Source organism: Knoellia sp. LjRoot47, from assembly GCF_964253435.1.
Classification (GTDB): Bacteria; Actinomycetota; Actinomycetes; order Actinomycetales; family Dermatophilaceae; genus Knoellia.
This window is the reverse complement of the sequence record NZ_CAXUQS020000002.1, coordinates 185,306-208,901: the sequence shown is the minus strand read 5'-3', so window position 1 is coordinate 208,901 and position 23,596 is coordinate 185,306. Positions and strand designations below refer to the sequence as shown.

At 70.6% G+C, this 23,596-nt stretch carries 18 protein-coding genes; 10 read left to right on the top strand and 8 right to left on the bottom strand.

Annotated elements, in window-relative coordinates; all coding sequences use genetic code 11:
• The first annotated feature begins 71 nt into the window (after positions 1-71).
• From ACSQ11_RS15705 to ACSQ11_RS15675, 7 genes are all read left to right on the top strand, one after another.
• Entirely contained in the window at positions 72-389 is a 318-nt protein-coding gene (locus tag ACSQ11_RS15705; protein WP_436007200.1) for a DUF6504 family protein, read from the top strand.
• A 5-nt stretch (positions 390-394) separates the two neighbouring features.
• Positions 395-796: an SAV_6107 family HEPN domain-containing protein gene (locus ACSQ11_RS15700; RefSeq protein WP_436007198.1), complete on the top strand. Its 402-nt coding sequence runs from the start codon at positions 395-397 to the stop codon at positions 794-796.
• 91 nt (positions 797-887) lie between these two features.
• Complete coding sequence (locus tag ACSQ11_RS15695; protein WP_436007507.1) at positions 888-4,757, top strand: DNA polymerase III subunit alpha; 3,870 nt, start codon at positions 888-890, stop codon at positions 4,755-4,757.
• A 77-nt stretch (positions 4,758-4,834) separates the two neighbouring features.
• A complete protein-coding gene (locus ACSQ11_RS15690; RefSeq protein ID WP_436007196.1) occupies positions 4,835-5,341 on the top strand; it encodes an iron chaperone in 507 nt (168 codons plus the stop codon).
• A 103-nt stretch (positions 5,342-5,444) separates the two neighbouring features.
• Entirely contained in the window at positions 5,445-6,221 is a 777-nt protein-coding gene (locus ACSQ11_RS15685; protein WP_436007194.1) for a class I SAM-dependent methyltransferase, read from the top strand.
• Between the two features lie 6 nt (positions 6,222-6,227).
• Positions 6,228-7,481, top strand: coding sequence for a DNA polymerase IV (dinB, locus tag ACSQ11_RS15680; RefSeq protein WP_436007192.1), 1,254 nt, complete (start codon positions 6,228-6,230; stop codon positions 7,479-7,481).
• Positions 7,482-7,593: 112 nt separating this feature from the next.
• Complete coding sequence (locus ACSQ11_RS15675; RefSeq protein WP_436007190.1) at positions 7,594-7,992, top strand: DUF3040 domain-containing protein; 399 nt, start codon at positions 7,594-7,596, stop codon at positions 7,990-7,992.
• 71 nt (positions 7,993-8,063) lie between these two features.
• Here the strand turns inward: ACSQ11_RS15675 and ACSQ11_RS15670 are convergent, their stop codons facing one another.
• Complete coding sequence (locus tag ACSQ11_RS15670) at positions 8,064-8,561, bottom strand: DUF456 domain-containing protein (protein ID WP_436007188.1); 498 nt, start codon at positions 8,559-8,561, stop codon at positions 8,064-8,066.
• 10 nt (positions 8,562-8,571) lie between these two features.
• Entirely contained in the window at positions 8,572-8,790 is a 219-nt protein-coding gene (locus tag ACSQ11_RS15665; protein ID WP_147066777.1) for a DUF7455 domain-containing protein, read from the bottom strand.
• A 291-nt stretch (positions 8,791-9,081) separates the two neighbouring features.
• Here ACSQ11_RS15665 and ACSQ11_RS15660 point away from each other — a divergent pair, with 291 nt between their 5' ends.
• Together ACSQ11_RS15660 and ACSQ11_RS15655 are read left to right on the top strand one after the other, a co-directional pair.
• A complete protein-coding gene (locus ACSQ11_RS15660; RefSeq protein WP_436007185.1) occupies positions 9,082-11,229 on the top strand; it encodes a DNA gyrase/topoisomerase IV subunit B in 2,148 nt (715 codons plus the stop codon).
• 182 nt (positions 11,230-11,411) lie between these two features.
• Positions 11,412-12,911, top strand: a complete 1,500-nt coding sequence (locus tag ACSQ11_RS15655) for an APC family permease (protein ID WP_436007183.1) — start codon at positions 11,412-11,414, stop codon at positions 12,909-12,911.
• A 63-nt stretch (positions 12,912-12,974) separates the two neighbouring features.
• Here ACSQ11_RS15655 and ACSQ11_RS15650 read toward each other — a convergent pair whose 3' ends face one another.
• The 6 genes from ACSQ11_RS15650 to ACSQ11_RS15625 all read right to left on the bottom strand — a co-directional run bounded on the left by ACSQ11_RS15650 (position 12,975) and on the right by ACSQ11_RS15625 (position 20,854).
• Positions 12,975-13,997: a LacI family DNA-binding transcriptional regulator gene (locus ACSQ11_RS15650; RefSeq protein ID WP_436007181.1), complete on the bottom strand. Its 1,023-nt coding sequence runs from the start codon at positions 13,995-13,997 to the stop codon at positions 12,975-12,977.
• A 30-nt stretch (positions 13,998-14,027) separates the two neighbouring features.
• The gene (locus ACSQ11_RS15645; protein ID WP_436007179.1) at positions 14,028-14,981 is read right to left on the bottom strand and encodes a carbohydrate ABC transporter permease; all 954 of its coding nucleotides are present in this window, start codon (positions 14,979-14,981) and stop codon (positions 14,028-14,030) included.
• Between the two features lie 3 nt (positions 14,982-14,984).
• A complete protein-coding gene (locus ACSQ11_RS15640) occupies positions 14,985-16,001 on the bottom strand; it encodes a carbohydrate ABC transporter permease (RefSeq protein ID WP_436007177.1) in 1,017 nt (338 codons plus the stop codon).
• Between the two features lie 116 nt (positions 16,002-16,117).
• A complete protein-coding gene (locus ACSQ11_RS15635) occupies positions 16,118-17,497 on the bottom strand; it encodes an ABC transporter substrate-binding protein (protein ID WP_436007175.1) in 1,380 nt (459 codons plus the stop codon).
• A gap of 218 nt (positions 17,498-17,715) precedes the next feature.
• Positions 17,716-20,154, bottom strand: a complete 2,439-nt coding sequence (locus ACSQ11_RS15630) for a DNA gyrase/topoisomerase IV subunit A (protein WP_436007173.1) — start codon at positions 20,152-20,154, stop codon at positions 17,716-17,718.
• Positions 20,155-20,221: 67 nt separating this feature from the next.
• Positions 20,222-20,854 carry a nitroreductase family protein gene (locus ACSQ11_RS15625; protein WP_436007171.1) on the bottom strand — a complete coding sequence of 211 codons (633 nt, stop codon included), beginning with the start codon at positions 20,852-20,854 and terminating at the stop codon, positions 20,222-20,224.
• A gap of 31 nt (positions 20,855-20,885) precedes the next feature.
• Here ACSQ11_RS15625 and ACSQ11_RS15620 point away from each other — a divergent pair, with 31 nt between their 5' ends.
• Entirely contained in the window at positions 20,886-23,552 is a 2,667-nt protein-coding gene (locus ACSQ11_RS15620) for a bifunctional acetate--CoA ligase family protein/GNAT family N-acetyltransferase (RefSeq protein WP_436007169.1), read from the top strand.
• Positions 23,553-23,596 lie beyond the last annotated feature (44 nt).

Sequence of the window (23,596 nt, the reverse complement as noted above, 5' to 3'; positions counted from 1 at the left end):
GTGGAGGTGTTCGAACAGGTGTTCGACGAACATTCTCACCTCACCCCATCCTGCCCTGAGGAGGCCATGTCGTGGTGCGCCGGTACGAAGAACCCGTCGAGGTGCGCGTCGAGGCGGCGCTGCCCACCGCCGACGGTGCGCTCGCCCTCCGTCCGAGGCCGCGGGCGTTCGTCTGGCGCGGTCGCATCCTCGTCGTCCGCGACGTCCTCGACGACTGGAGCGAGCGCCGCTCGTGGTGGCGCGACCTCGGTGACCTCGGCGAACGTCCCGAGCGGCACGTCTGGCGGGTCGAGGCCGGCAGCGCCGCGGGCACGGGTGTCTACGACCTCGCGTCCGACTCCGTCGACGGCTGCAGCGACCCGTGGGTCCTGCTCCGGGCCCAGGACTGAGCGCCATGGGTGCCGGTCCCGCGCTCGCGCTCCTCGAGCAGTCCCGCCAGAGCCTCGCCGACGCGTATGCCGCGGAGCTGGCCGCCGTCCGCTTCGTCGCCTCCCAGGATGCCTCGATGCGTGCCGCGGCCGCCCTCGTCGCGCGGCAGGGCCGCACCGGTCCGCAGGACCTCTGGCCGCTCCTCGCCCGCCAGGCCCCCGAGCTCGGTGAGTGGGCCGACTTCTTCGCCCTCGCCGCCGTGCACCGCCAAGAGGTCGAGTCGCACGCCCGCCGGGTCTCGGTGCGCGAGGCCGATGACCTGCTGCGGGCCGCCGAGACCTTCGTCGGTCACGTCACCTCGGCCCTCGGTATGCCGTCCGCCCACCCGGCCGTGCACCGCCTCGCCGCCGCCCGCGAGACCGCCTGATGGCCGCGACTGATTGCCCCATTGGGCCCGTCCCAGCCCAGGTGCGGCGGTGCTCGAAGGGGCCCAATGGGGCAATCAGTCGGTGGTGGGAGTGAACCCCGACTTCGTCCACCTCCACGTCGCCTCCGGCTTCTCGATGCGCTTCGGGGCCTCGACGCCCGAGGACCTCGTCGAGCGCGCCGCGGAGCACGGGCAGCCGGCGCTCGCGCTCACCGACCGCGACGGGCTCTACGGCGCGGTCCGGTTCGCGATGGCCTGCGGCCGGGCCGGCCTCGCCCCGATCCTGGGTGTCGATCTCGCCGTCGGGGAGGAGCCGAGGCCGGGGCGCCCTCCGGCCCGGGTCCGCACCCCGGTGCGAGGGGGAGCCGTCGTCGACCTGCGCCTGCCACGAGTCACCGTGCTCGCCCGAGGTCGCGGCGCAGGGGTCGACCGCGGTCTGGGGTGGGCGGCCCTGTGCCGCCTCGTCACCGACACCCACCTGCGCGGCGAGCGAGGCACTCCTGTCACGCTGCCCCGGCTCGTCGCCCGTTGGTGCCGCGGGGGCTCCCGCGACCCGCTCGCAACCTCAGCGTCGGCTCTCGACACCGACGTGGCGAGGGCACAGGGGGCCGGGGGAGCCGGAGCTGGGGAGTCGGGGCAGGAGCCGAGCCGGCTGCGGGTCCTGCTCGGACCCGACTCCGACGTGGGCCGGGCTGTCCTCGCGCGCCGCACCACCGAGGCCCGGGCCCGGCTCGAGGCCTGGCGCACGCTCCTGCCACCCGAGGCGCTCGCGGTCGAGATCGTCGGCAACGGTGGGCCCGAGGGCACCCCGGGGTCGCGGGTCCACGCCCGCCGGATGCTCGCCCTCGCCGACGAGGCCCGGGTCCCCGCCGTCCTCACCGCGGCGGTCCGGCACGCCGACCGCGACGGGGTGCGCACCGTCGACGTCCTCGACGCGGCTCGTCGCCTCGTCGTCCTCGACTCACGCCACCTCGACCGGGTCACCGACGCCGGACACCTCGCGAGCAGCGAGGAGATGTGGGTACGGGCCCTCGAGGTCACCGGTGACAACGGTCGCGCCGCCCAGCTCGTCGGCGCGACCCTCGCGCTCGCCGACGAGTGCGTCCAGGACGCCCGGGCCGACCTCGGCATCGGCGCCGTCCACCTGCCCGAGCCGGGCATCCTCGGCATCGACGCCGGCGTGGACCCGCAGCAGGTGCTCACGCAGCGGTGCCGGGCCGCCGTCGGCGGCCGCTACCCCGGGATCGGTGACGGCGCACGGCATACGGTGCTCTCCCGTCTCGACGACGAGCTGCGTGTCATCGCCGACCTCGGGTACCCGACCTACTTCCTCACCGTGGCCGAGGTGACCGACCTCATCAGGGAGCGGGGCGTACGGGTGGCGGCGCGCGGCTCCGGCGCCGGGTCGCTCGTCAACTACCTCCTCGGTATCAGCGGCATCGACCCGATCCGGCACGACCTGCTCATGGAGCGCTTCTGCTCACCGCTGCGCGCCGAGCTGCCGGACATCGACGTCGACGTCGAGTCGGCACGACGGACCGAGATCTACGAGGCGATCCTCGACCGCTTCGGCGGCGAGCGGGTGACGTGCGTGTCGATGATGGACACCTACAAGGTGCGCCACGCGATTCGCGACGTCGGCGCCGCGCTCGGGATGCCACCCATCGAGGTCGACGAGATCGCCAAGGCGTTCCCGCACATCCGGGCCCGTGACGCGCGCAGCGCGATCGCCGACCTGCCCGAGCTGCGCTCCCGCGGGCTGGACGCGCCCCGGCTCGACACCTTCTTCGAGCTCGTCGAGCGCCTCGACGGGCTGCCCCGTCACATCGCCCTGCACCCCTGCGGGGTCGTGCTCTCGAACGCCGGGCTGCTCGACCGGACACCCGTCGAGGCGAGCTGGCTGGGCTTCCCGATGAGCCAGTTCGACAAGGACGACGTCGAGACGCTCGGGCTGCTCAAGCTCGACGTCCTCGGCATCCGGATGCAGTCGGCGATGGCCCACGCCGTCGCCGAGGTGCGCCGAGTCGACGGGGTCGAGGTCGACCTCGACGACGAGGCGCAGGTGCCGCTCGACGACGAGGCGACCTTCCGGCTCATCCGGACCGCCCACACCCTCGGCTGCTTCCAGATCGAGAGCCCGGGGCAGCGCGAGCTCATCGGCAAGTTCGGGCCCGAGCGCTTCGGCGACCTCATCATCGACATCTCGCTCTTTCGTCCCGGGCCGGTGAAGTCCGACATGATCACGCCGTTCCTCGAGAGCCGGCACGGCTGGTCCAAGCGGCGGTTGCTGCACCCGACGCTCGAGCCGGCGCTCGCCGAGACCGAGGGCGTCGTCGTCTTCCACGAGCAGGTCCTGCGGATCGTCGCCGAGACGACCGGCGTGACCCTCGCCCAGGCCGACGAGGTGCGGCGCACGATGGGCACCCCGCAGGGACAGCTCGACATCGAGGCGTGGTGGCGCCCGGCGGCCAGGGCCCGCGGCTACGCCCCCGACGACGTCGACCGCATCTGGGAGGTGCTCAAGTCGTTCGCGTCGTTCGGCTTCTGCAAGGCCCACGCGGCCGCCTTCGCGCTGCCGACCTACCACTCGGCCTGGCTCAAGACCCACCACCCGGCGGCGTTCCTCTCCGGGGTGCTCACCCACGACCCGGGCATGTATCCCAAGCGGCTCATCCTCGACGACGCCCGCTCGCTCGGCATCGCCGTGCTCGGCCTCGACGTCAACGGCTCCGGCGACACCTACCGCATCGAACGACTTGATGAGGCACAGCGAGGTGGTGTCAGTTTTGTGCCGGTGCACCCCGACCTGCCCGACGCGAGCGACTACGGCATCCGGCTCTCGCTCACCGACGTCAAGGGCATCAGTGACGCCGAGGTCGCGAGCATCGTTGCCGGACAGCCCTACTCGGACCTCGGTGACTTCTGGTCCCGCGCCACGGTGAGCCGTCCCGTCGTCGAGCGGCTCGTCCTTGCCGGCGCGTTCGACGCGATGCACGGCATCGGCGCCACCGGCTCCGGGCTCGGTCGTCGGGGCCGCATCACCCGCCGCGACCTCCTGCTCCACGTCGGTGAGCTCGACCGGTGGGAGCGTGCGAGCACCGGACGGTCCTCGCGACGGCGTGTCCCGCCACCTCGTCCGGGCGCCGACCTCGTGCGCGAACGAGCCGCGGCGCAGTCGCAGGCCGCCCGCCCCGTCGTCGCCGCCGCCGAGCAGTCGGTCCAGCTCACCCTCGACCTCGGCGACCGGCCCGAGCTCACCCCCGGCACCGGCCTGCCCGAGATGACCGGCACCGAGCGGGTCCGCGCCGAGCTCGACGTCCTCGGGCTCGACGCGTCGGCCCACGTCGTCGAGTTCTACGGCCCGATGCTCGACGCGCTGGGGGTGGTCCGCAGCAAGGACCTCCTCACGGCCCGCAGCCGCAGCGAGGTGTGGATCGCCGGGGTCAAGGTCGCGACCCAGACCCCGCCGATCCGCTCTGGGCGCCGTGTCGTCTTCCTCACCCTCGACGACGCGACCGGTCCGGTCGACGCGACCTTCTTCGAGGACGTCCAGGGCCCGTATGCCGCCACGGTCTTCCACTCGTGGCTCCTCCTCGTGCGCGGGGTCGTCCGGCGCACCGGTCCCCGCGGGATCTCGGTGCGGGCGACGGGTGCCTGGGAGCTCGCCGGGCTGTGGGACGCCTGGCGCGACGGCGGCCACTCCGCGGTGGTGCGTGCCCTCGAGAGCGCCGACGCCGAGGCGATGGCCAGGGCGGAGGCGGGGGAGCGCGAGGCCGACACCGGCGGCCGGCGCCGGGTGCTCGTCCACGCGTCGGGGTTCAAGCAGTCGCCCTACGCCGACATCAAGCCGGCGGGGTCGCCCACGAGCGACGGGCACCGGGTGGCGTCGGTCGTCGTACCCGAGCACGGCACCTCACCGCGCAAGCTGTGGCACTCCAGCCCCGGCAGCTCGGGCCACTGAGGACCACTCGCGGCCCTGTCCTCGAAGCGATCAGGAATCGAGAAGCACCGGCCTCGGAGCGCCCCTACCGTGAGGACATGACCACCAAGACACCAGCCAAGAAGACCTCCACCGCCACGAAGAAGGCCACCGCCACCAAGGCCACCGCGACGAAGGCCAAGTCCGACGGGTTCAGCGCCGACGAGCGCGCCGCCATGAAGGAGCGCGCCAAGGAGCTGCGCGCCGAGGCCAAGGGCGCCAAGGACCGCGAGAAGGGCGAGGCCGACCTCCTCGCCAAGATCGACGAGATGCCCGAGGCCGACAAGGTCCTCGCCGAGGCCATCCACGCCATCGTCACCGAGCACGCACCCCAGCTCATGCCCAGGACCTGGTACGGCATGCCGGCCTACGCCGACGCCGACGGCAAGGCCGTCTGCTTCTTCAAGGCGGCCTCGAAGTTCGGGGCCCGCTACGCCGAGCTCGGGTTCAACGAGCAGGCACGGCTCGACGACGGCTCGATGTGGCCCACCGCCTACGCGATCACCACGCTGAGCAAGGCCGACGAGAAGCTCATCGCGACACTCGTCACCAAGGCGGTCGGCTGAGGCCGCTGTCGTGCGCGGCAACTAGGCTTGCGGGACGCGAGGGACATCGTCCGCGCGACGCCCGGCCGCCACGACACGGCCCCGACGACTACGAGGTGCACCCGTGAGCCAGGACGCGACGACCGCGCGCCGCACCGGCGTCTCGACCTCGCCACGCACCGCGGCGATGTGGACGGCCGTCGACGAGGTCGTGCGGGCCCGCGGCGCCGAGCTCGCCCGCCCGCTGCGCGTCATCGACCTCGGTGGCGGCACCGGCGGGCTCGCCGTCCCGCTCGCCGTCGCCGGCCATGACGTCACGGTCGTCGACCCCAGCCCCGACGCGCTCGCCTCGCTGCGGCGCCGTGCCGCCGAGGCGCAGGCGTCCTCGCGGGTCAGCGCCGTCCAGGGCGACGCCGAGACCCTCGAGTCGCTCGTCGGACGCGACCGCCCCGACCTCGTCCTGTGCCACGCCACGCTCGAGTACGTCGACGACCCCGGGGCGACCCTCCGCCTCATCGCGGGGGTGCTCGCGCCCGGCGGCGTCCTCAGCCTCGTCGTACCCCAGCGCTCGGCCGCCGTCATCGCCCGCGCCCTCGCCGGGCAGTTCGCGCAGGCCCGCGCCGCCCTCGACCGCGCCGACGGGCGCTGGGGCGACGCCGACCCGGTGCCACGGCGCTTCGACCGCGGCGCGGTCCTCGACCTTCTCGAGTCCGCCGGCCTCACGCCGACGGTGGCACACGGCATACGGATCTTCAGCGACCTCGTCCCGTCGGCCCTCGTCGACTCCGACGCGGACCGCGCCGCCCTGCTCGACCTCGAGCGGGCCGTGGTGTCGCACCCCGAGTTCGCCGTGCTCGCCGATCTCGGCACGTCCCTGCACGTCATCGCCACGCGCGCCTGAGCGGCCATGAGCCGTCGCCAGTTCAGCCTCCCAGAGCGCTCGTCGAGCGAGCCGCCCGACGACACCGGGTGCACGATCCTCCACGTCGACATGGATGCGTTCTACGCCTCGGCGACCCTGCTCTCGCACCCGGAGCTCGTCGGGACACCGGTCATCATCGGTGGAGGCAACCGCGGCGTGGTGCTCTCGGCGACCTACGAGGCGCGCCGCTTCGGCGTCGCCTCGGCGATGCCGATGACCCGCGCCCGTCGACTCTGCCCGCAGGCGACCGTCCTCGCGCCCGACCACCGCCTGTATGCCGCGATCTCGGCCGCCGTGATGGAGACCTTCCGTGCGGTGACCCCCGACATCGAGCCGCTCTCCCTCGACGAAGCCTTCCTCGACGTCTCGGGAGCGGTCCGTCGCCTCGGCTCGCCGGCCGCGATCGGCGCCCAGATCCGCGACACCGTCCACGACGAGCAGGGCATCACCTGCTCGGTCGGAGTCGCCTCGACGAAGTTCGTCGCCAAGATCGCGTCCGGGCTGGCCAAGCCCGACGGTATGGTCGTCGTCCCACGCGACGAGGTCATCCCGTTCGTCCAGCAGCTCCCGGTCGGCGCCCTGTGGGGTGTGGGGGAGAAGACCGAGGAGCAGCTGCTCCGGCTCGGGCTGCGGACCGTGGCCGACATCGCCCACACGCCACTGCCCACACTCGTGCGCGGTCTCGGCGAGGCGACCGGCAACCACCTCCACCAGCTCGCGTGGGGGCGCGATCCGCGGTCGGTGCAGCGCGAGCACCGCGAGAAGAGCATCGGCGCCGACGAGACGTTCGAGTACGACATCGACGACCCACGCGAGATCCACCGCCACCTGCTGCGGCTGAGTGACCGCGTCGCCGCGCGGCTGCGAGGAGCCCGGATGACCGGGCGGACCGTCTCGATCAAGGTGCGGTTCTCGGACTTCACGACGATCACGCGCGCCCGCACGCTGCGCGAGCCCACGGACACCAGCCGCGAGATCTACGAGACGGCCACCTCGTTGTTCGACGCACTCGGACTCCAGCGGGCCCGGATCCGGCTCGTCGGGGTGCGGATGGAGAAGCTCGTGGGGATCGAGACGGCCCCCATCCAGGGGATGCTCGGCGAGGCCGACCACGGCTGGCGCGAGGCAGACCGGGCAGTCGACCGGGCCAGCGCGAGGTTCGGCGCGGGGTCGGTGAGACCGGCCAGCCTGATCGACCGGGGCCGATCTACCGCGCGGGACGATCGCGACCTATCCTGAGAGAACCAGCAGATACGCTGGCGAAGCAACGAAACCGCAGCGCCGCGCGTTGACCTTGGTGGAAGATCATCAATGAGGCCGCAACCCATGCGCCGCACACCTGGAGGACGCCGTGCCGCTTTCGGAGCACGAGCAGAGGATGCTCGAGCAGTTGGAGCAGGCCCTCGCTGCCGAGGACCCGAAGTTCGCCTCGAGCATGGAAGGGTCGCGTCGTGGCGGCCCCACCCGCCTCCGATGGATCATCGGTGTCGTTGGTGTGCTCGTCGGCCTCGGACTCGTGCTCGTGGGCATCAACACGACGATGTGGGTCGGCGCGGGTGGCTTCGCGGTCATGGTGGCCTCGGTGGCGTTCGCCCTGACGCCCCCGCGTCGCGGTGGCAAGCTCGCCGTCGTGCGTGACGACGGCTCGACCGGACCGGCGGCCTCGGGTCGCAAGCAGAAGAGCGGCTCCGGCTTCATGGACAAGCTCGACGACCGCTGGGACCGTCGCGGCCGCGACAACTGGAACTGACGCCCCACCGTCCTCGCACTCGCTCGCCGCGACCTTCTTGGGAACTGCGACGTCGTGGGGTGTACAGCGGGTCAGCGGGTCGCGAGGACGCCGATGACCCAGGTCGTCGCGATGAGCAGGCCGGCGCAGAGCTCGATGCCCATGCTCAGGGCGATCGCCTTGAGGGCGTGCTTGGTGCGGGCCCACGCCTGGACCCGGTCACGGCTGCGGCCGTGCTCCACGAGATAGATCCCGAGCACGAAACCGACGAAGAAGCCGACGACCGGGATGACGAACATGCCGACGATGCCGAGCAGCACAGCGAGGAGCAGGGTCGAGGTCCTGACCCCTTGCCGGCGCAGCCGTCGGCCGGGCACGAGGAACTGGATGGCGACGCCCGCGACGTAGATCGCGAGGCACACGAAGAAGAACGTCCAGGCAGTGGCGCCCCCGGTCTCGTAGGCCCACAGGAGCACGCCGAGCACGGCGACGAGCAGCCCGGGGATCACCGGAACGACGATGCCGACGATCCCCACGAGAATGAGGATCGCCGGCACCCAGACGTCGGTGCCCTCCGGAAGGAGGTTCACGGACGGAACGTCAGACGTCGATGTCAGCCACGGCGGGCGGCTCCGTGAGTCGGTCGCTCTCGTCCACGATCTCCGCGTGGTCGCGGAGCTTGGGGAGGTGCTCGCGGCCGTGGTGGGCACAGAAGAGCAGCTCACCGCCGACGTGGAGCGTCGCGCGAACATAGGCCTGGGCACCACAGCGGTCGCAGCGGTCCGCGGCGGTCAGGGTGGGTGCCAGTGCGGTCGTCACATCGGCCTCCTCGGCTGATCTCGTCAGTTACGCCCACGGCGGTTGCGTGGGCGTCAAGCGTTGCAACAGTCAAACACGCCGAACTCTTCCCGGGCGGGAGGCGCTCGTGATGTGACCTTTCCGATGCAGACGACGATCTTTGCCGAGGGTCATGACAGCGCGCCTCGTCGGGGTCGTCGGAGGGCGGAGCTAGCCTGAGGCGGACGCCCGGGCGACACGACGGGACACAGCCGGCACACGGCATACGACGTCGTCATCCCGGCACCGACGGCACGACCTCGATAGGAACGCATGAGCCCCACCTCCACCGCCAAGAAGGCCGCGACGAGCAAGTCGACGTCCGACTACAGCGCGCACCACCTGCAGGTCCTCGAGGGGCTCGAGGCGGTCCGCAAGCGGCCCGGCATGTACATCGGGTCGACCGACAGCCGCGGCCTCATGCACTGCCTCTGGGAGATCATCGACAACGCCGTCGACGAGGCCCTCGGAGGCCACGGCGACCGCATCGACGTGATCCTGCACCAGGACGGGTCCGTCGAGGTCCGCGACACCGCCCGCGGCATCCCCGTCGACATCGAGCCCCGCACCGGTCTCACCGGCGTCGAGGTCGTCTTCACCAAGCTGCACGCCGGTGGCAAGTTCGGCGGCGGCTCCTACACCGCCTCCGGTGGCCTCCACGGTGTCGGCGCGTCCGTCGTCAACGCGCTGTCGTCGCGCCTCGACGTCGAGGTCGACCGCGGTGGCAAGACCTACGCCATGAGCTTCCGCCGTGGCGAGCCCGGCTACTTCCCGGATGTCGCGACCCACGACAAGAGCCCCGACCACGAGTTCACCCCCTACGAGCGCAGCAGCGAGCTCGCCGTCGTCGGCAAGGCCAAGCGCGGCGCCACCGGCACCCGCGTCCGCTACTGGGCCGACCCGCAGATCTTCCTCAAGGACGCCGAGTTCGACTACGACGGCCTCGTCGCGCGCGCCCGGCAGACGAGCTTCCTCGTCCCGGGCCTCACCCTCGTCATCCGCGACGAGCGACGGCTGCCGGGCACGGCGGGGGAGAGCGGCCCGCACGAGGAGGTCTTCGTCCACGACGGCGGCATCAGCGAGTTCGCCGAGTTCCTCGCGCCCGACCCCTCGGTCACCGACGTCTGGCGCCTCCAGGGCACCGGCAACTTCACCGAGACCGTCCCCGTGCTCGACTCCAAGGGGCACATGACGCCGCAGGACGTCGAGCGCGAGTGCGAGGTCGACATCGCCGTCCGCTGGGGTACCGGCTACGACGCCAAGGTGAGCTCCTTCGTCAACATCATCGCCACGCCCAAGGGCGGCACCCACCTCGCCGGCTTCGAGCAGGCGCTCCTCAAGGTCTTCCGCAAGCAGCTCGAGGTCAACGCCCGCCGCCTCAAGGTCGGCAGCGACAAGGTCGACAAGGACGACATCCTCGCCGGGCTCACCGCCGTCGTCACGGTCCGCCTGGCCGAGCCCCAGTTCGAGGGACAGACCAAGGAGGTGCTCGGCACCAACGCCGTGCGCGCCATCGTCGCCAAGGTCGTCGAGCGCGAGCTCACGAGCAACCTCACCTCGACCAAGCGCGGCGAGAAGCAGCAGGCGGCGATGCTGCTCGAGAAGGTCACCGCCGAGATGAAGTCGCGGATCAGCGCGCGGCTGCACAAGGAGACCCAGCGCAAGAAGAACGCGCTCGAGACCTCGTCGCTCCCGGCCAAGCTCGCCGACTGCCGCAGCAACGACGTCGAGCGCACCGAGCTGTTCATCGTCGAGGGCGACAGCGCGCTCGGGACCGCCAAGCTCGCCCGCGACTCCGACATCCAGGCGCTCCTGCCGATCCGCGGCAAGATCCTCAACGTCCAGAAGGCCTCGCTCACCGACATGCTCGGCAACGCCGAGTGCGCGGCGATCATCCAGGTCATCGGAGCGGGGTCCGGGCGGACCTTCGACGTCGACGCCGCCCGCTACGGCAAGGTCATCATCATGACCGACGCCGACGTCGACGGCGCCCACATCCGCACGCTGCTGCTCACCCTGTTCTTCCGCTACATGCGCCCACTCGTCGAGGCGGGCAAGGTCTACGCCGCCGTGCCGCCACTGCACCGCATCGAGGTGGCCGGGGCCGGTGCCCGCAAGTCCGAGCTCATCTACACCTACTCCGAGGGTGAGATGCGCAAGACGGTCGCGTCGCTCACCAAGCGGGGGCGCAACATCAAGCAGCCGATGCAGCGCTACAAGGGTCTGGGCGAGATGGACGCCGACCAGCTCGCCGAGACGACGATGGACCCGCACCACCGCACCCTGCGCAAGGTGACGATGGCCGACGCCGAGAACGCCGAGCGGATCTTCGAGCTCCTCATGGGCACCGACGTCGCCCCACGGCGTGACTTCATCGTCGCCGGGTCGGCCAAGCTCGACCGGGAGCGCATCGACGCCTGACCCCGTCAGGGCTCCCTCCCGAACCTCTTCGCCCCGCCCCACCGGCCCGTATGCCGTGTGGTCCCGATCCGGGTCCGCACGGCATACGGGCGCGTCTGTCGTTGCCCTCGGCGGTGATGTGGGACACAGTGGGCCGGAACAGGCGTCGGCAACCCGGTGCCCCTGATATGGGAGGGCAACACATGAGTGGTTCCACCGACGACCGTCGCGGCACCGACGTCCTCGACGCCCCCGGGGAGGGGCACACCGAGCTCAAGCGGGTCATGGGGCCCAAGCTCCTCCTGCTGTTCATCGTCGGTGACATCCTCGGCACCGGCGTCTACGCACTCACCGGCTCGGTGGCCGGCGAGGTCGGCGGTGCCGCGTGGGCGCCCTTCCTCGTGGCGTTCATCGTCGCGACGATCACCGCCTTCTCCTACCTCGAGCTCGTGACGAAGTACCCCCAGGCGGCCGGTGCGGCGCTCTACACGCACAAGGCGTTCGGGATCCACTTCTTCACGTTCATCGTCTGCTTCGCCGTCATGTGCTCGGGCATCACGTCCGCGTCGACCGCCTCCAACGCGTTCGCCGGCTTCCTGCGCGACGGCCTCGGGCAGACCGACGCGTGGCCCGCCGGCTCGACTCCGCTGCTCGCGATCGCCCTCGGCTTCATGGCCCTCGTCGCGGCCATCAACTTCCGTGGCGTCGGCGAGAGCGTCAAGGCCAACGTCGTGCTCACCCTCGTGGAGCTCTCCGGTCTGCTCCTCGTCATCTTCATCGGCCTGTATGCCGTGACCCAGGGCAAGGCGGACTTCTCGCGGACCGTCGTGTTCGAGTCCCCGAGCGACAAGTCGACGTTCTTCGCCATCACGGCCGCGACGTCGCTCGCGTTCTTCGCGATGGTCGGCTTCGAGGACTCGGTCAACATGGCCGAGGAGACGCACGAGCCTGCCAAGAACTTCCCCAAGATGATGCTCACCGGCCTCGGGATCACCGGCCTCATCTACGTCCTCGTCTCCATCACGGCCGTCGCCCTGGTGCCCGTCGGCACGCTCTCCAACCCCGACGAGGGGTCGGCGCTGACACAGGTGGTCGCGGCGGGGGCGCCGAACTTCCCGTTCGACAAGGTGTTCCCGTTCATCGGCATGTTCGCCGTCGCCAACTCGGCGCTCATCAACATGCTCATGGCGAGCCGGCTGCTCTACGGCATGGCCAAGCAGGAGGTCCTGCCGCCCTTCCTCGGCAAGGTGCACAAGTCACGCCGCACGCCGTGGGCGGCGATCCTCTTCACCACCGTCATCGCCTTCGGACTCATCATCTACGTCGTGCGCGCCAACGGCAGCGAGGAGGGCGCGAGCACCGTGGCGCTGCTCGGTGGCACGACCGCGCTGCTCCTGCTCTGCGTCTTCACCGTCGTCAACATCGCCGTCCTCGTCCTGCGACGGGACTCGGTGTCGCACAGCCACTTCCGGGCGCCGAGCATCCTGCCCTACCTCGGTGCCGCGCTCTGTGCGTTCCTCGCCGGCCCCTGGGCCCGCAGCGACGAGCAGCAGGAGCAGTACAAGATCGCCGGTGGCCTGCTCGCCGTCGGCGTCGTGCTCTGGGCACTCACCTGGGTCGTCAACCGGTTCTTCTTTGCCAAGAAGACCTACATGCGTGACCCGGAGGAGCTCGACGACCCGGACCACGCCCACCACACCTGAGCGCACCCCGACTGACTGCCCTTGGCCGAGGTCGTCACGGGGCTCCTCCCTCGCCCAGGGCAATCAGTCGCGGGTCGTGGGTGGGGCAGCGGTGCTGTGGCGGACGACGAGCTCGGTGTCGACGACCACCTCCGTCGCCGCGCCACCCGGAGCGTCCACCCCGAGTGCGGTGAGCAGGATCTCGGCCGCCTGGCGGCCCTGCGACGCGACGTCCTGACGGACGGTCGTGAGACCGAGGACGTTGCTCAGGGCATGGTCGTCGATGCCGATGACCGAGAGGTCATCGGGGATGCGCAGGCCCTGGGCGCGGGCGGCAGCCATGACGCCGATCGCCATCTCGTCCGAGGCGGCTGCCACGGCGGTCGGGCGGTCGGGGGAGGCGAGGAGCGTGCGGGTGTCGTGCGCGGCGCTGTCGGCGGTCCAGTCGGACCCGAGGATCCACTGCTTGTGCTCGGCCAGGCCGTGGCTGCGCATGACGTCGCGGAACGCGTCGAGCCGGGCCTGGGGCGTCTGGATGTGGGCGACGTTGGACGGGACCGCGCCGACGTAGGCGATGCGCTCGTGGCCGAGGGAGACGAGGTGCTCGGTGGCCAGGCGCATCGCGTGGGCGTCATCGATGCGGACGTTGGGACGGTCGGCGACCGGGGTGCCGATCGCGACGAGCGGCAGGCCAAGCCGGTCGACGAGCTCGAGCTCGTCGTCGGTCATCGGCAGGTTGAGGGTGATGACCCCGTCGACGCGCTTCCAGAGCATGTTCTGCGAGAGCGGGAGGCGCCGGTCGTAGGACTCGTCCTCGAGGTCGAAGAGGAGGACGTGGTGGCCGTGGCGGCGCAGCGTCTTCTCGATGGCGCTGACGAGGGTTGCGAAGAACCACCGGGTGAGGAAGGGCGCGACGACGCCGACGACCTGGGTGCGTCCGGAGGCGAGCGAGGTGGCCGTCGGGCTGGCGACGTAGTCGAGCTCGGTGGCGACCTTGAAGACCCGCTCACGGGTGCGCGGGCTCACCCTGTCGAGCCCACGAAGCGCGCGGGAGACCGTGGCCACGGAGACCCCGGCCTCCCGCGCGACATCCGTGATGGTGCTCATCCGCCGACGGCGGTCGGGGGCGGGCATCGGTCAGCCCTTCAGACCACCAGCGAGCAGGCCGCGGACGAAGAAGCGCTGCAACGCGAGGAACACGATGACCGGGACGATCATCGAGATGAACGCACCTGCGGAGAGCAGGTACCAGGCGCTGCCACGGGTGCCTGCGAGCTCGGCCACGCGGACCGTCACCGGTGCCACCTCAGGGGTGCCACCGAGGAAGATCAGCGAGACGAGCAGGTCGTTCCAGACCCAGAGGAACTGGAAGATCCCGAACGCCGCGATCGCCGGCGTGAGCAGCGGCAGGAGGATCTTGAAGAAGATCGTCACGTGCCCCGCGCCGTCGACCCGGGCCGCCTCCATGAGCTCACCTGGAAGTTCGCGCATGAAGTTGTGGATGAGGAACGTCGCCAGTGGTAGCGCGAAGATCGTGTGCGAGATCCACACGCTCCAGTAGGACGCCCCGAACCCGAGCTTGTTGGTGTAGATGTCGAGCAACGGGATGAGCGCGATCTGGAGCGGCACGATCTGGAGTGCGAAGACCGCGACGAAGAGCGCGTTGCGCCCGGGGAACGGCATCCAGGCGAACGCGTATGCCGCGAGCGAGGCCAGGAAGATCGGCAGCAGCACGGCCGGCACGGTGATGACCACCGTGTTGATGAAGTACTGGGTGAAGCTCGCCGAGCTGCCGGGCTCCAGGGCCTGGCGGTAGTTCTCGAGGGTGAACGATCCGGGGTTGGCGAAGGCGTTCCACCAGCCGTTCTTGTTGATGTCGCGCTGGGTGCGGAACGAGGTGACGAGCAGACCCACGGTCGGGGTCGTCCACAGCACCGCGATGACCACAGCGACGAGGCTGGCCCAGCGCGAGTTGAGGGCGCTGGCCGCGTCGCCGGCGGCTGACTTCTTCGGCTTCTTGACCTTGGTGGGGGGAGTGACGGCCTCGTCGCTCAACGACTCGGGCGTGGCTGCCGGTTGCAGGGTGCTCACGACTCAGGCCTCCTTGCGCATCTGGACGATGTTGTAGGTGACGATCGGGATGACGAGGACGAAGAGGAGCACGGCCATCGCCGCGCCGAGTCCGGGCGCGTCGTAGCGGAAGCTCTGGTTGTAGAACTCGTTGGCGACGACGGAGGTCTCGAACTGCCCGGCCGTCATCGTCCGGACGATGTCGAAGACCTTGAGGGTGCCGATGCCGATCGTCGTCAGGACGACGACGAGGGCTGCGCGGATGCTCGGCAGGGTGATGTAGCGGAACATCCGGAAGCCGTAGACGCCGTCGAGGTGGGCGGCCTCGATGATGTCGTCGGGGATGGCCTTGATGGCCGCCGACAGGATGGTCATGGCGAACCCGGCCTGGATCCACACCATGACGATGATGAGCATCACCGTGTTGAGCGGTGCGTCCAAAAGGAACTGCCGGGTCTCGAGCCCGAACATCTTGAAGATCTGGTTGAGCAGGCCGATCTGCGGTCGCTCGGTCTGCTTGTACTGGTAGACGAACTTCCAGATGATGCTCGCGCCGACCATGGAGATCGCCATCGGCAGGAAGATCAGTGCCTTGGCGAACGCCTCGCCGCGGGCCCGGTCGATGAGGATCGCGTAGAGGAGACCGATCGACGTGGCGAGGAAGGGCACGAGGATGACCCACAGTGCCGTGTTGCGCAGCACGATGAGCAGCTCGGGCTGGGTGAAGAGCGCGCTGTAGTTGTCGACGGAGAAGCTGCCCTCTCCGGACTTGCCGCGCAGCGACTGGATGATCGTGAGGATCGCGGGGTACATGAGGCCGACCGCGAGGAGGAAGACCGCGGGGAAGGCGAAGAGCGCGCCCTGCGCCTGCTCACCCTTGCGGCCCTTGAACAGGGAGGCCAGCAGGAGGACGAGCCCGAACACGGCGGCGAAGAAGGCGATCGCGAAGAACATGAGCAGGAACTTGCCCAGCGTGCTCTCGGCACGCAGGAAGGGCTCCGGGATTCCGGACGGCGCGGCACTCAGCAGGGTCGCGACCATGACTCCACCTCCAGGGGTGAGGGTGCAGGAAAGGAAGCCGGGGTGGGGTGGAACCCACCCCACCCCGGCGTGTGACCGTCGCCGCGGGCCGGCTCGGCGGCCCGCAGCGGATCAGGTCAGGACTTGGGCCAGGAGTTCTCGATGTAGTCGAGGGTCGCCTTGTCGTCCTGCCCGGTGATCCAGTTGGTCATGCCCTTCCAGAACGTGCCCGCGCCGACGGCGCCCGGCATGAGGTCGGAGCCGTCGAACCGGAAGGTCGCGCTCTTGTCCGTGAGGGTCTTCGCGGACAGGTTGTCGATCGGGTTCTTGAGAAGCTCCGGGTCGACGTTGATGTTGGCCGTGAGGCAGCCGCCGGTGCCACAGGTCTTGGCGCGCTCCGTCGCCCACTCCGTGGAGGAGAGGTAGGTCTGGAACGCCTTGACCTCGGGGGCGTCGCGGAAGGCCGCGGTGACCTCACCGGCACCGAGGACCGGCTTGCTGGTCTCGTCCTTGGCGGGAAGGTAGAAGGCCCACACGTCGCCGTCCTCGGCGACCTTGGTGCCCTCGGGGAAGTTCGCCGCGTAGAACGACGCCTGGCGGTGCATGTAGCAGCCACCCTGGTCGAGGATCGCGAGACCGGCGTCCTGGAACGAGGTCGAGGCGATCGTCTTGACGTCACCCTGGCCACCGTTGACGTACTTCGGGTTCTTGAGGATCTTGCCGACCTCGGCGAGGGCCGTGGCGACCGCGGGGTCGTTGAACGGGATCTCGTGGGCGACCCACTTGTCGTAGACCTCGGGGCCGGCCGTGCGGAGCATGACGTCCTCGACCCAGTCGGTGGCCGGCCAGCCGGTGGCGTCACCGGACTCGATGCCTGCACACCACGGCTTGGAGTCGGGGTCGTCGGTGGCGATCTTGTCGGTCAGCGTGAGGAGCTCGTCCCACGTCTTGGGGACCTCGTAGCCCTTGTCCTTGAAGACCGAGGGGGAGTACCAGACGTACGACTTGACGTTGGCGCCGAGCGGAGCGGCGTAGAACTTGCCGTCGACCGTGCCGTAGGTCTTCCAGTCGGGCATGTTCTTGTCGACGTTGGCCTCGGTCTCCGGCGGAGCCGGGATGACCTTGCCGGTGGCAACCATGGTCTTGAGCAGACCGGGCTGCGGGAGGTAGGCGATGTCGGGGGCGTTGCCGCCCTTGACGCGGACGGGCAGCTGGGCCTCCATCTCGCGCGAGCCTTCGTACTTGATCTTGACGCCGGTGCAGTCCTCGAAGGGCTTGTAGGACGCGATGTGCGGCCCGTCCTCAGGAGCGACGATCGTCGTGTAGACCGTGACCTCCTTGCCCTTGAGGTCACCGAACTTCTCGTAGACCGAGCAGTCGATCTTGGTGGCGCCCGAGTCCGAACCGGCGTCGTCGCTGCCACCGTCATCGGACCCGCCGCAGGCGGCGAGTCCGAGAGAGACCGCCGCGAGGGTCGCGAAGACCTTCGCCGAACGGCGCTGTGTTGTGAGGGCCATTGCCCGCCTCCATCTGTTGCAGTGGACGCGCCGTGGCCATCGCTGGACCTCGACGCTGAGGGTGATCCGCTCGCAGTGTAAAAGCGGTTACATCCGCGCGTCAGCAGTTCTCCGAGATTGTCCGGTCACGATCCTGTAACACGAGGGCCAAGACGGTCACGCGTGGACGGCATACGTGCGTGTGCCGGGCCCACGCAGAGCGTGGGACCCGCGCACCCTCACGCGGGGGGTGCGCCGATGCCGGTGATCACCGAGGAGCCCTGGACGCCGGAGCCGTCGCGGCGACCAGTGGCCTCGGGGAGCTCGATCGCCACTCCACCGGCACCGCTCGCACGGGCCGGCGTCGCTCCGACCCAGGCGAGCACGAGGGTGTCCTCGCCCTTGAGGAAGCGGTGGGCCCGCACGCCGCCGGTGCCACGGCCCTTGGCGGGGTACTCGGCATAGGGGGTGGCCTTGATCGCGCCGGGCTGTGTGCCCGGCAGCGCGTCGGCCGACCCGCTCGCGGTGACGACGACACCCTCGCGGCTCGGGTCGACGACACCGAAGAACGCGACCGACTGGCCCGGGGTGACCCGGATCCCGGCCACGCCCCCGGCGGTGCGCCCCTGGGGCCGGACCGCCGACGCGGAGAAGCGGAGCAGCTGGGCGTCGGTCGTGACGAAGACGAGGTCCTCGTCGCCGGTGACGACCTGCCCGGCACCCACCACCCGGTCACCGTCCTTGAGCGAGATGACCTCCCAGTCGTGGGACTTCGGCTGGTCGGGCGTGACCCGCTTGACGACGCCCTGGGCGGTGCCGAGGGCGAGACCTGGGCCGTCGGGGTCGAGCGAGACCACGGTGACCGGTTCCTCACCGCGGGGCAGGTCGACGTAGGCCGCGAGCGGGGCGCCGCCCGACAGCGAGGGGGCGCCACCGAGCGGGGGCAGGGTCGGGAGCTCGAGCGCGCTGATCCGGATCATCCGGCCCAGGCTCGTCACGAGGCCGACCTCGCCGCGGGCGGTGGTGCGCACGGCCGCGATGACGGCGTCGTGCTTGGCGCGAGGGCCCTCGGCCGGGATCGGCTCGGCGGTGGAGGTGCGGGCGAGCAGGCCGGTCGAGGAGAGGAGCACGTGGCACGGGTCGTCGCTCACCTCGAGGGGTGCGGCGGTGCTCACCGGGTTGCCGGCGGACTCGAGCAGGACGGTGCGACGGGGCGTGCCGTACTTCTTGGCGACCTCGGCGAGCTCGCTCGACACGGTGCGGTGGAGCAGCTTCTCGTCGCCGAGGATGGCCTCGAGCTCCTCGATCTGCTTCTGGAGCTCGTCGCGGCGCTGCTCGAGCTCGAGCCGCGAGAACTTCGTCAGCCGGCGGAGCTGGAGGTCGAGGATGTGGTTGGCCTGCGTCTCGCTGAGGTCGAAGACGTCCATGAGGCGGGCCCGCGCGGTGGCGGTGTCCTCGCTGCCACGGATGAGCTGGATGACCTCGTCGATGTCGAGGATCGCGATGAGGAGACCCTCGACGAGGTGGAGCTGGTCCTGGGCCTTGCGCAGCCGGAAGGCCGTGCGTCGGCGGACGACGTCGATGCGGAAATCGACGTAGTGGCGCAGCAGGTCCTTGAGCCCGAGGGTCTGTGGCTGGCCGCCGACGAGCGCGACGTTGTTGATGCCGAACGAGTCCTCCATCGGCGTGAGCTTGTAGAGCTGCTCGAGGACCGCCTCGGGGTTGAAGCCGTTCTTGACCTCGATGACGAGCCGGAGGCCGTGCTTGCGGTCGGTGAGGTCCTTGACGTCGCTGACGCCCTGGAGCTTCTTGCCCTGGACGAGGGTCTTCATCCGCTCGATGACCTTCTCGGGGCCGACGAGGTAGGGCAGCTCGGTGACGACGATGCCGGACTTGCGCGGGGTGATCTTCTCGATGCGCGCGGTGGCGCGGGTGCGGAAGGTGCCCTTGCCGGTGAGGTAGGCGTCGCGGATGCCGTCGAGCCCGACGATCCTCCCGCCCAGCGGTAGGTCGGGCCCGGGGACGAACTTCATGAGGTCGTCGAGGCTGCAGTCGGGGTGGGCGATGAGGTGCCGGGCGGCGCCGACGACCTCGACGAGGTTGTGCGGCGGCATGTTGGTCGCGAAGCCGACGGCGATGCCGGCGACGCCGTTGACGAGCAGGTTGGGGTAGGCCGCGGGCAGCACCCCGGGCTGGAGCAGCTGGTCGTCGTAGTTGGGAACGTAGTCGACAGTGTCCTCGTCGAGGCTGGCCGTCATCGTGAGCGCGGCCGGGGCGAGGCGGGCCTCGGTGTAGCGCGAGGCCGCGGGCCCGTCGTCGAGCGAGCCGAAGTTGCCGTGGCCGTCGACGAGCGGCAGGCGCATCGTGAACGGCTGGGCCATGCGCACGAGGGCGTCGTAGATCGCCGTGTCGCCGTGGGGGTGGTACTTGCCCATGACGTCGCCGACGACGCGCGAGGACTTCACGTGCCCGCGGTCGGGGCGCAGCCCCATCTCGCTCATCGAGTAGAGGATGCGGCGCTGCACGGGCTTGAGCCCGTCGCGCACGTCGGGCAGGGCGCGCGAGTGGATGACCGAGACGGAGTACTCGAGGAAGGCGTTCTGCATCTCGAGCCCGACGTCGATGTCGACGATGTTCTCGGCGATCTCTTCGGGCGGTGTCGTCGTGCGCTTGGCCATGGAGGTTCGGGCTTGCCTTTTGTCGGGTGGTCCCACGACGGGTCGTGGGCGATCACTCCATCTTCACTCAGCCGTCCGACGGTGCCGTCGCCGACTCGCCGAACCGCCCGAGGTGCAGCACGTCACCCAGCGGCCGGCGGCCCCGCCGCAGCGAGGGGCTGCGCACCCGTTGCGCCTCGTGACCCAACGCGATGACGCCGACGACGCGCCGGTCTGGAGGGACGGCATACGCCGCCTTCACGGCCTCGTGCCGCGGACCCGGGACGCCGAAGAAGAGCCCGCCGAGCCCGGCGTCGACGGCACCGAGGAGGACGACCATGGCGGCCATCGCCGTGTCCGTGTCCCAGTACGGCACGGGCCAGCGGTCCAGCGACCGGTCCGTCCACCCCTTGTCCGGCTCCGCATAGCGGTCGAGGTATGCCGTCCGGTCCGAGAGCATGAGCAGCAGGACCGGCGCTGCCGAGACACCGCGCAGCCAGGCGCTCGACGGGCCGTCGTCGCGCTCGCGGCTCACCTCCCAGAACCGCGCCCGGTCCGCGGGCTCGACGAGGGCGAGGACGTCCCAGCCCTGCGTGTGGCCCGCGCTGGGGGCATGCTGCGCCAGCCGGACGAGCCGGGTGATGGTCTCGAGCGGGACGGGTCGCTGGGGGTCGAAGCGCCGCACCATCCGACGGCGCGACACCGCGTCGAGAAGTTCCATGCCCCACATCGTCTCGTGGAACGATGGCGGCATGACCCTGGACGTCGAGCTCCCCCCGGGCTACCCGGTGCAGTGGGAGGCCGACGTCGTGCTGCGCGACGGCAGCGTCGCCCACCTGAGGCCGATCCGGCCCACGGACGAGGCGGCGATCCACGAGTTCCACTCGCGGCAGTCGGAGGAGTCGATCTACCTCCGGTTCTTCGCCCCGCTCAAGCGGCTGTCCGACAAGGACGTCCACCGCTTCACCCACGTCGACTACGAGGACCGGGTGGCCCTCGTCCTCACCCTGCGCGAGGACATCATCGGCATCGGTCGCTACGACCGGATCGAGCCCGGGTCGGCCGAGGTCGCGTTCAACGTCAGCGACCACTACCAGGGGCGCGGCGTCGGGTCGGTCCTGCTCGAGCACCTCGCGGCCATCGCCCAGGAGTTCGGCATCACCCGCTTCACCGCCGAGGTGCTGCCGCAGAACCGCAAGATGCTCACCGTCTTCTCCGAGGCCGGCTACGAGGTCACCCGCAAGGTCGAGGACGGCGTCGTCGCCCTCCACTTCGACATCGAGCCGACCGACCGGTCCAAGGCCGTCGCCATGTCGCGCGAGCACCGCGCCGAGGCGATCAGCGTCAGCCGGATCCTGCGCCCGCGCACGGTCGCCGTCATCGGCGCCGGGCGCTCGGAGAAGTCGATGGGGCACCACTTCCTCAAGAACCTCCTCGACGCGGGGTTCACGGGACAGGCCCACCCCGTCAACGCCAAGGCGCGCACGATCCTCGGGCGGACGGCATACGACACGATCGGTGACGTCCCCGGTCCGGTCGACCTCGCGGTCGTCGCCGTCCCGGCCGACAAGGTCCTCAAGGTCGTCGACGACTGCGCGGCCGCGGGCGTCGGTGCGCTGCTCGTCGTGAGCTCCGGCTTCGGCGAGGGTGGGGGAGAGGGCGACGAGCTCCAGGCCGAGCTCGTGCGGCGAGTGCGGGGCTCCGGCATGCGGATCGTCGGGCCCAACTCGTTCGGCCTCATCAACACCGACAAGGAGTTCTCGCTCAACGTCTCGCTGTCGCCGTCGATGCCGCCGCCGGGCCACCTGGGTCTCTTCGCGCAGTCGGGCGCTCTCGGCATCGCGGTGCTCGCGTCCGCGGCCCGTCGCAACCTCGGCATCTCGGTCTTCGCCTCGGCGGGCAACCGCGTCGACGTCTCCGGCAACGACCTCATGCAGTACTGGATCGACGACGACGAGACGCACGCCGTCGGCCTCTACCTCGAGTCGATGGGCAACCCACGCAAGTTCTCGAGGATCGCGCGCAACCTCGGCATCATCAAGCCGGTCATCGTCGTGCAGTCGGGTGTCTCCTCCTACGGCGTCCCGCCCGGGCACCGGGTCCGCTCGACCAAGGTCCGGCCGGCCGTCTTCGCGGCGATGCTCCGCCAAGCCGGCACCATCCGGGTGTCCAACGTGCACCAGATGTTCGACGTCGCCCAGCTCCTCGTGCACCAGCCGCTGCCCGCGGGACGCCGGATCGCCATCGTCGGCAACTCGGCCGCCCTCGGGGCGCTGTCGGCCGGAGCGGTGGCCGGACGCGGGCTCACCGTGACGCACGGGCCGGTGAACCTGCCGTCGGAGGCGACCGTGGAGGAGTTCCGCGAGGCGCTCGCGCGCGCCTTCGACGACCCGGACGTCGACTCGGTGCTCACGTGCTTCATCCCGCCGATCGTCGCGCACGACGAGGACGTCACCGAGGCGGTGCGGATGGCCGCGCGGGGCTCCGACAAGACGTGTGTCGCGACCTTCCTCGGGATGCGCGGCGTCGACTCGTCCACGTCCATGGACGAGGGTGGCGACACGGGCCAGGCGATCCCGATCTACGCGATGCCCGAGGACGCGGCCTATGCGCTCGCCAAGGCCACGAAGTACGCCGAGTGGCGCAACAAGGACCACGGCCTTCCGGTGGCGCCGGCAGGGATCAACCGCCGCGTCGCCGAGGACGTCGTCCAGACGGTGCTCTCGGTGAGCCCCGAGGGGCGCCGGCTCGACCCCGACGAGACCGCCGCGCTGCTCACGGCATACGGGATCGAGGTCTGGCCCTCCCGCAAGGCGGGGACGGTCGACGAGGCCGTGGCCGCGGCCGACGACATCGGCTACCCCGTGGTGCTCAAGTCCACCGCGCCCATGCTCCGCCACCAGGGCGGCGTCACCGGGGTGCGGGTCGACCTCGGGTCCGAGCACGCCGTCCGCGAGGCGTGGGCCTCGCTCCACGAGCGGCTCTCGCCCCTGGCGGCGGGCCAGCTCGAGGTCCAGCGGATGGCGACCCCCGGCGTGGCCTGCGTCGTCACCGCCGACGAGGACGCGCTGTTCGGCCCGGTCGTGAGCTTCGGGGTGTCCGGTCTGCCGACCGAGCTGCTCGACGACATCGCCCACCGGATCCCGCCGCTCACCGACGTCGCCGTGTCCGAGCTCATCTCGTCGGTCAAGGCCGCGCCCGTGCTCCACGGGCACCGCGGGTCCACGCCGGTGCACCGCGCGGCGCTCGCCGACCTCATCGCCCGTGTCTCGGTCATCAGCGACGACATGCCCGAGGTCGTCTCGCTCCGGCTCAACCCGGTCAACGCCCACCCCGGCGGCGTGCAGGTGCTGGGCGCCGAGGTCACCGTCGCGCCCGTGGCGCGTCGCGCCGACCCCGGGCGGCGATCGCTCACCTGAGCTCGACGCGGGCGGTCGGTCCCGCGACGTGCGGCAGAATGGGG

Coding starts and splice junctions, on each gene's coding strand:
- ACSQ11_RS15660 (WP_436007185.1), top strand. CDS start 9,082: ATGAGCCCCACCTCCACCGCCAAGAAGGCCGCGACGAGCAAGTCGACG.
- ACSQ11_RS15655 (WP_436007183.1), top strand. CDS start 11,412: ATGAGTGGTTCCACCGACGACCGTCGCGGCACCGACGTCCTCGACGCC.
- ACSQ11_RS15630 (WP_436007173.1), bottom strand. CDS start 20,154: ATGGCCAAGCGCACGACGACACCGCCCGAAGAGATCGCCGAGAACATC.
- ACSQ11_RS15620 (WP_436007169.1), top strand. CDS start 20,886: ATGACCCTGGACGTCGAGCTCCCCCCGGGCTACCCGGTGCAGTGGGAG.
- ACSQ11_RS15650 (WP_436007181.1), bottom strand. CDS start 13,997: ATGAGCACCATCACGGATGTCGCGCGGGAGGCCGGGGTCTCCGTGGCC.
- ACSQ11_RS15635 (WP_436007175.1), bottom strand. CDS start 17,497: ATGGCCCTCACAACACAGCGCCGTTCGGCGAAGGTCTTCGCGACCCTC.
- ACSQ11_RS15700 (WP_436007198.1), top strand. CDS start 395: ATGGGTGCCGGTCCCGCGCTCGCGCTCCTCGAGCAGTCCCGCCAGAGC.
- ACSQ11_RS15690 (WP_436007196.1), top strand. CDS start 4,835: ATGACCACCAAGACACCAGCCAAGAAGACCTCCACCGCCACGAAGAAG.
- dinB (WP_436007192.1), top strand. CDS start 6,228: ATGAGCCGTCGCCAGTTCAGCCTCCCAGAGCGCTCGTCGAGCGAGCCG.
- ACSQ11_RS15625 (WP_436007171.1), bottom strand. CDS start 20,854: ATGGAACTTCTCGACGCGGTGTCGCGCCGTCGGATGGTGCGGCGCTTC.
- ACSQ11_RS15640 (WP_436007177.1), bottom strand. CDS start 16,001: ATGGTCGCGACCCTGCTGAGTGCCGCGCCGTCCGGAATCCCGGAGCCC.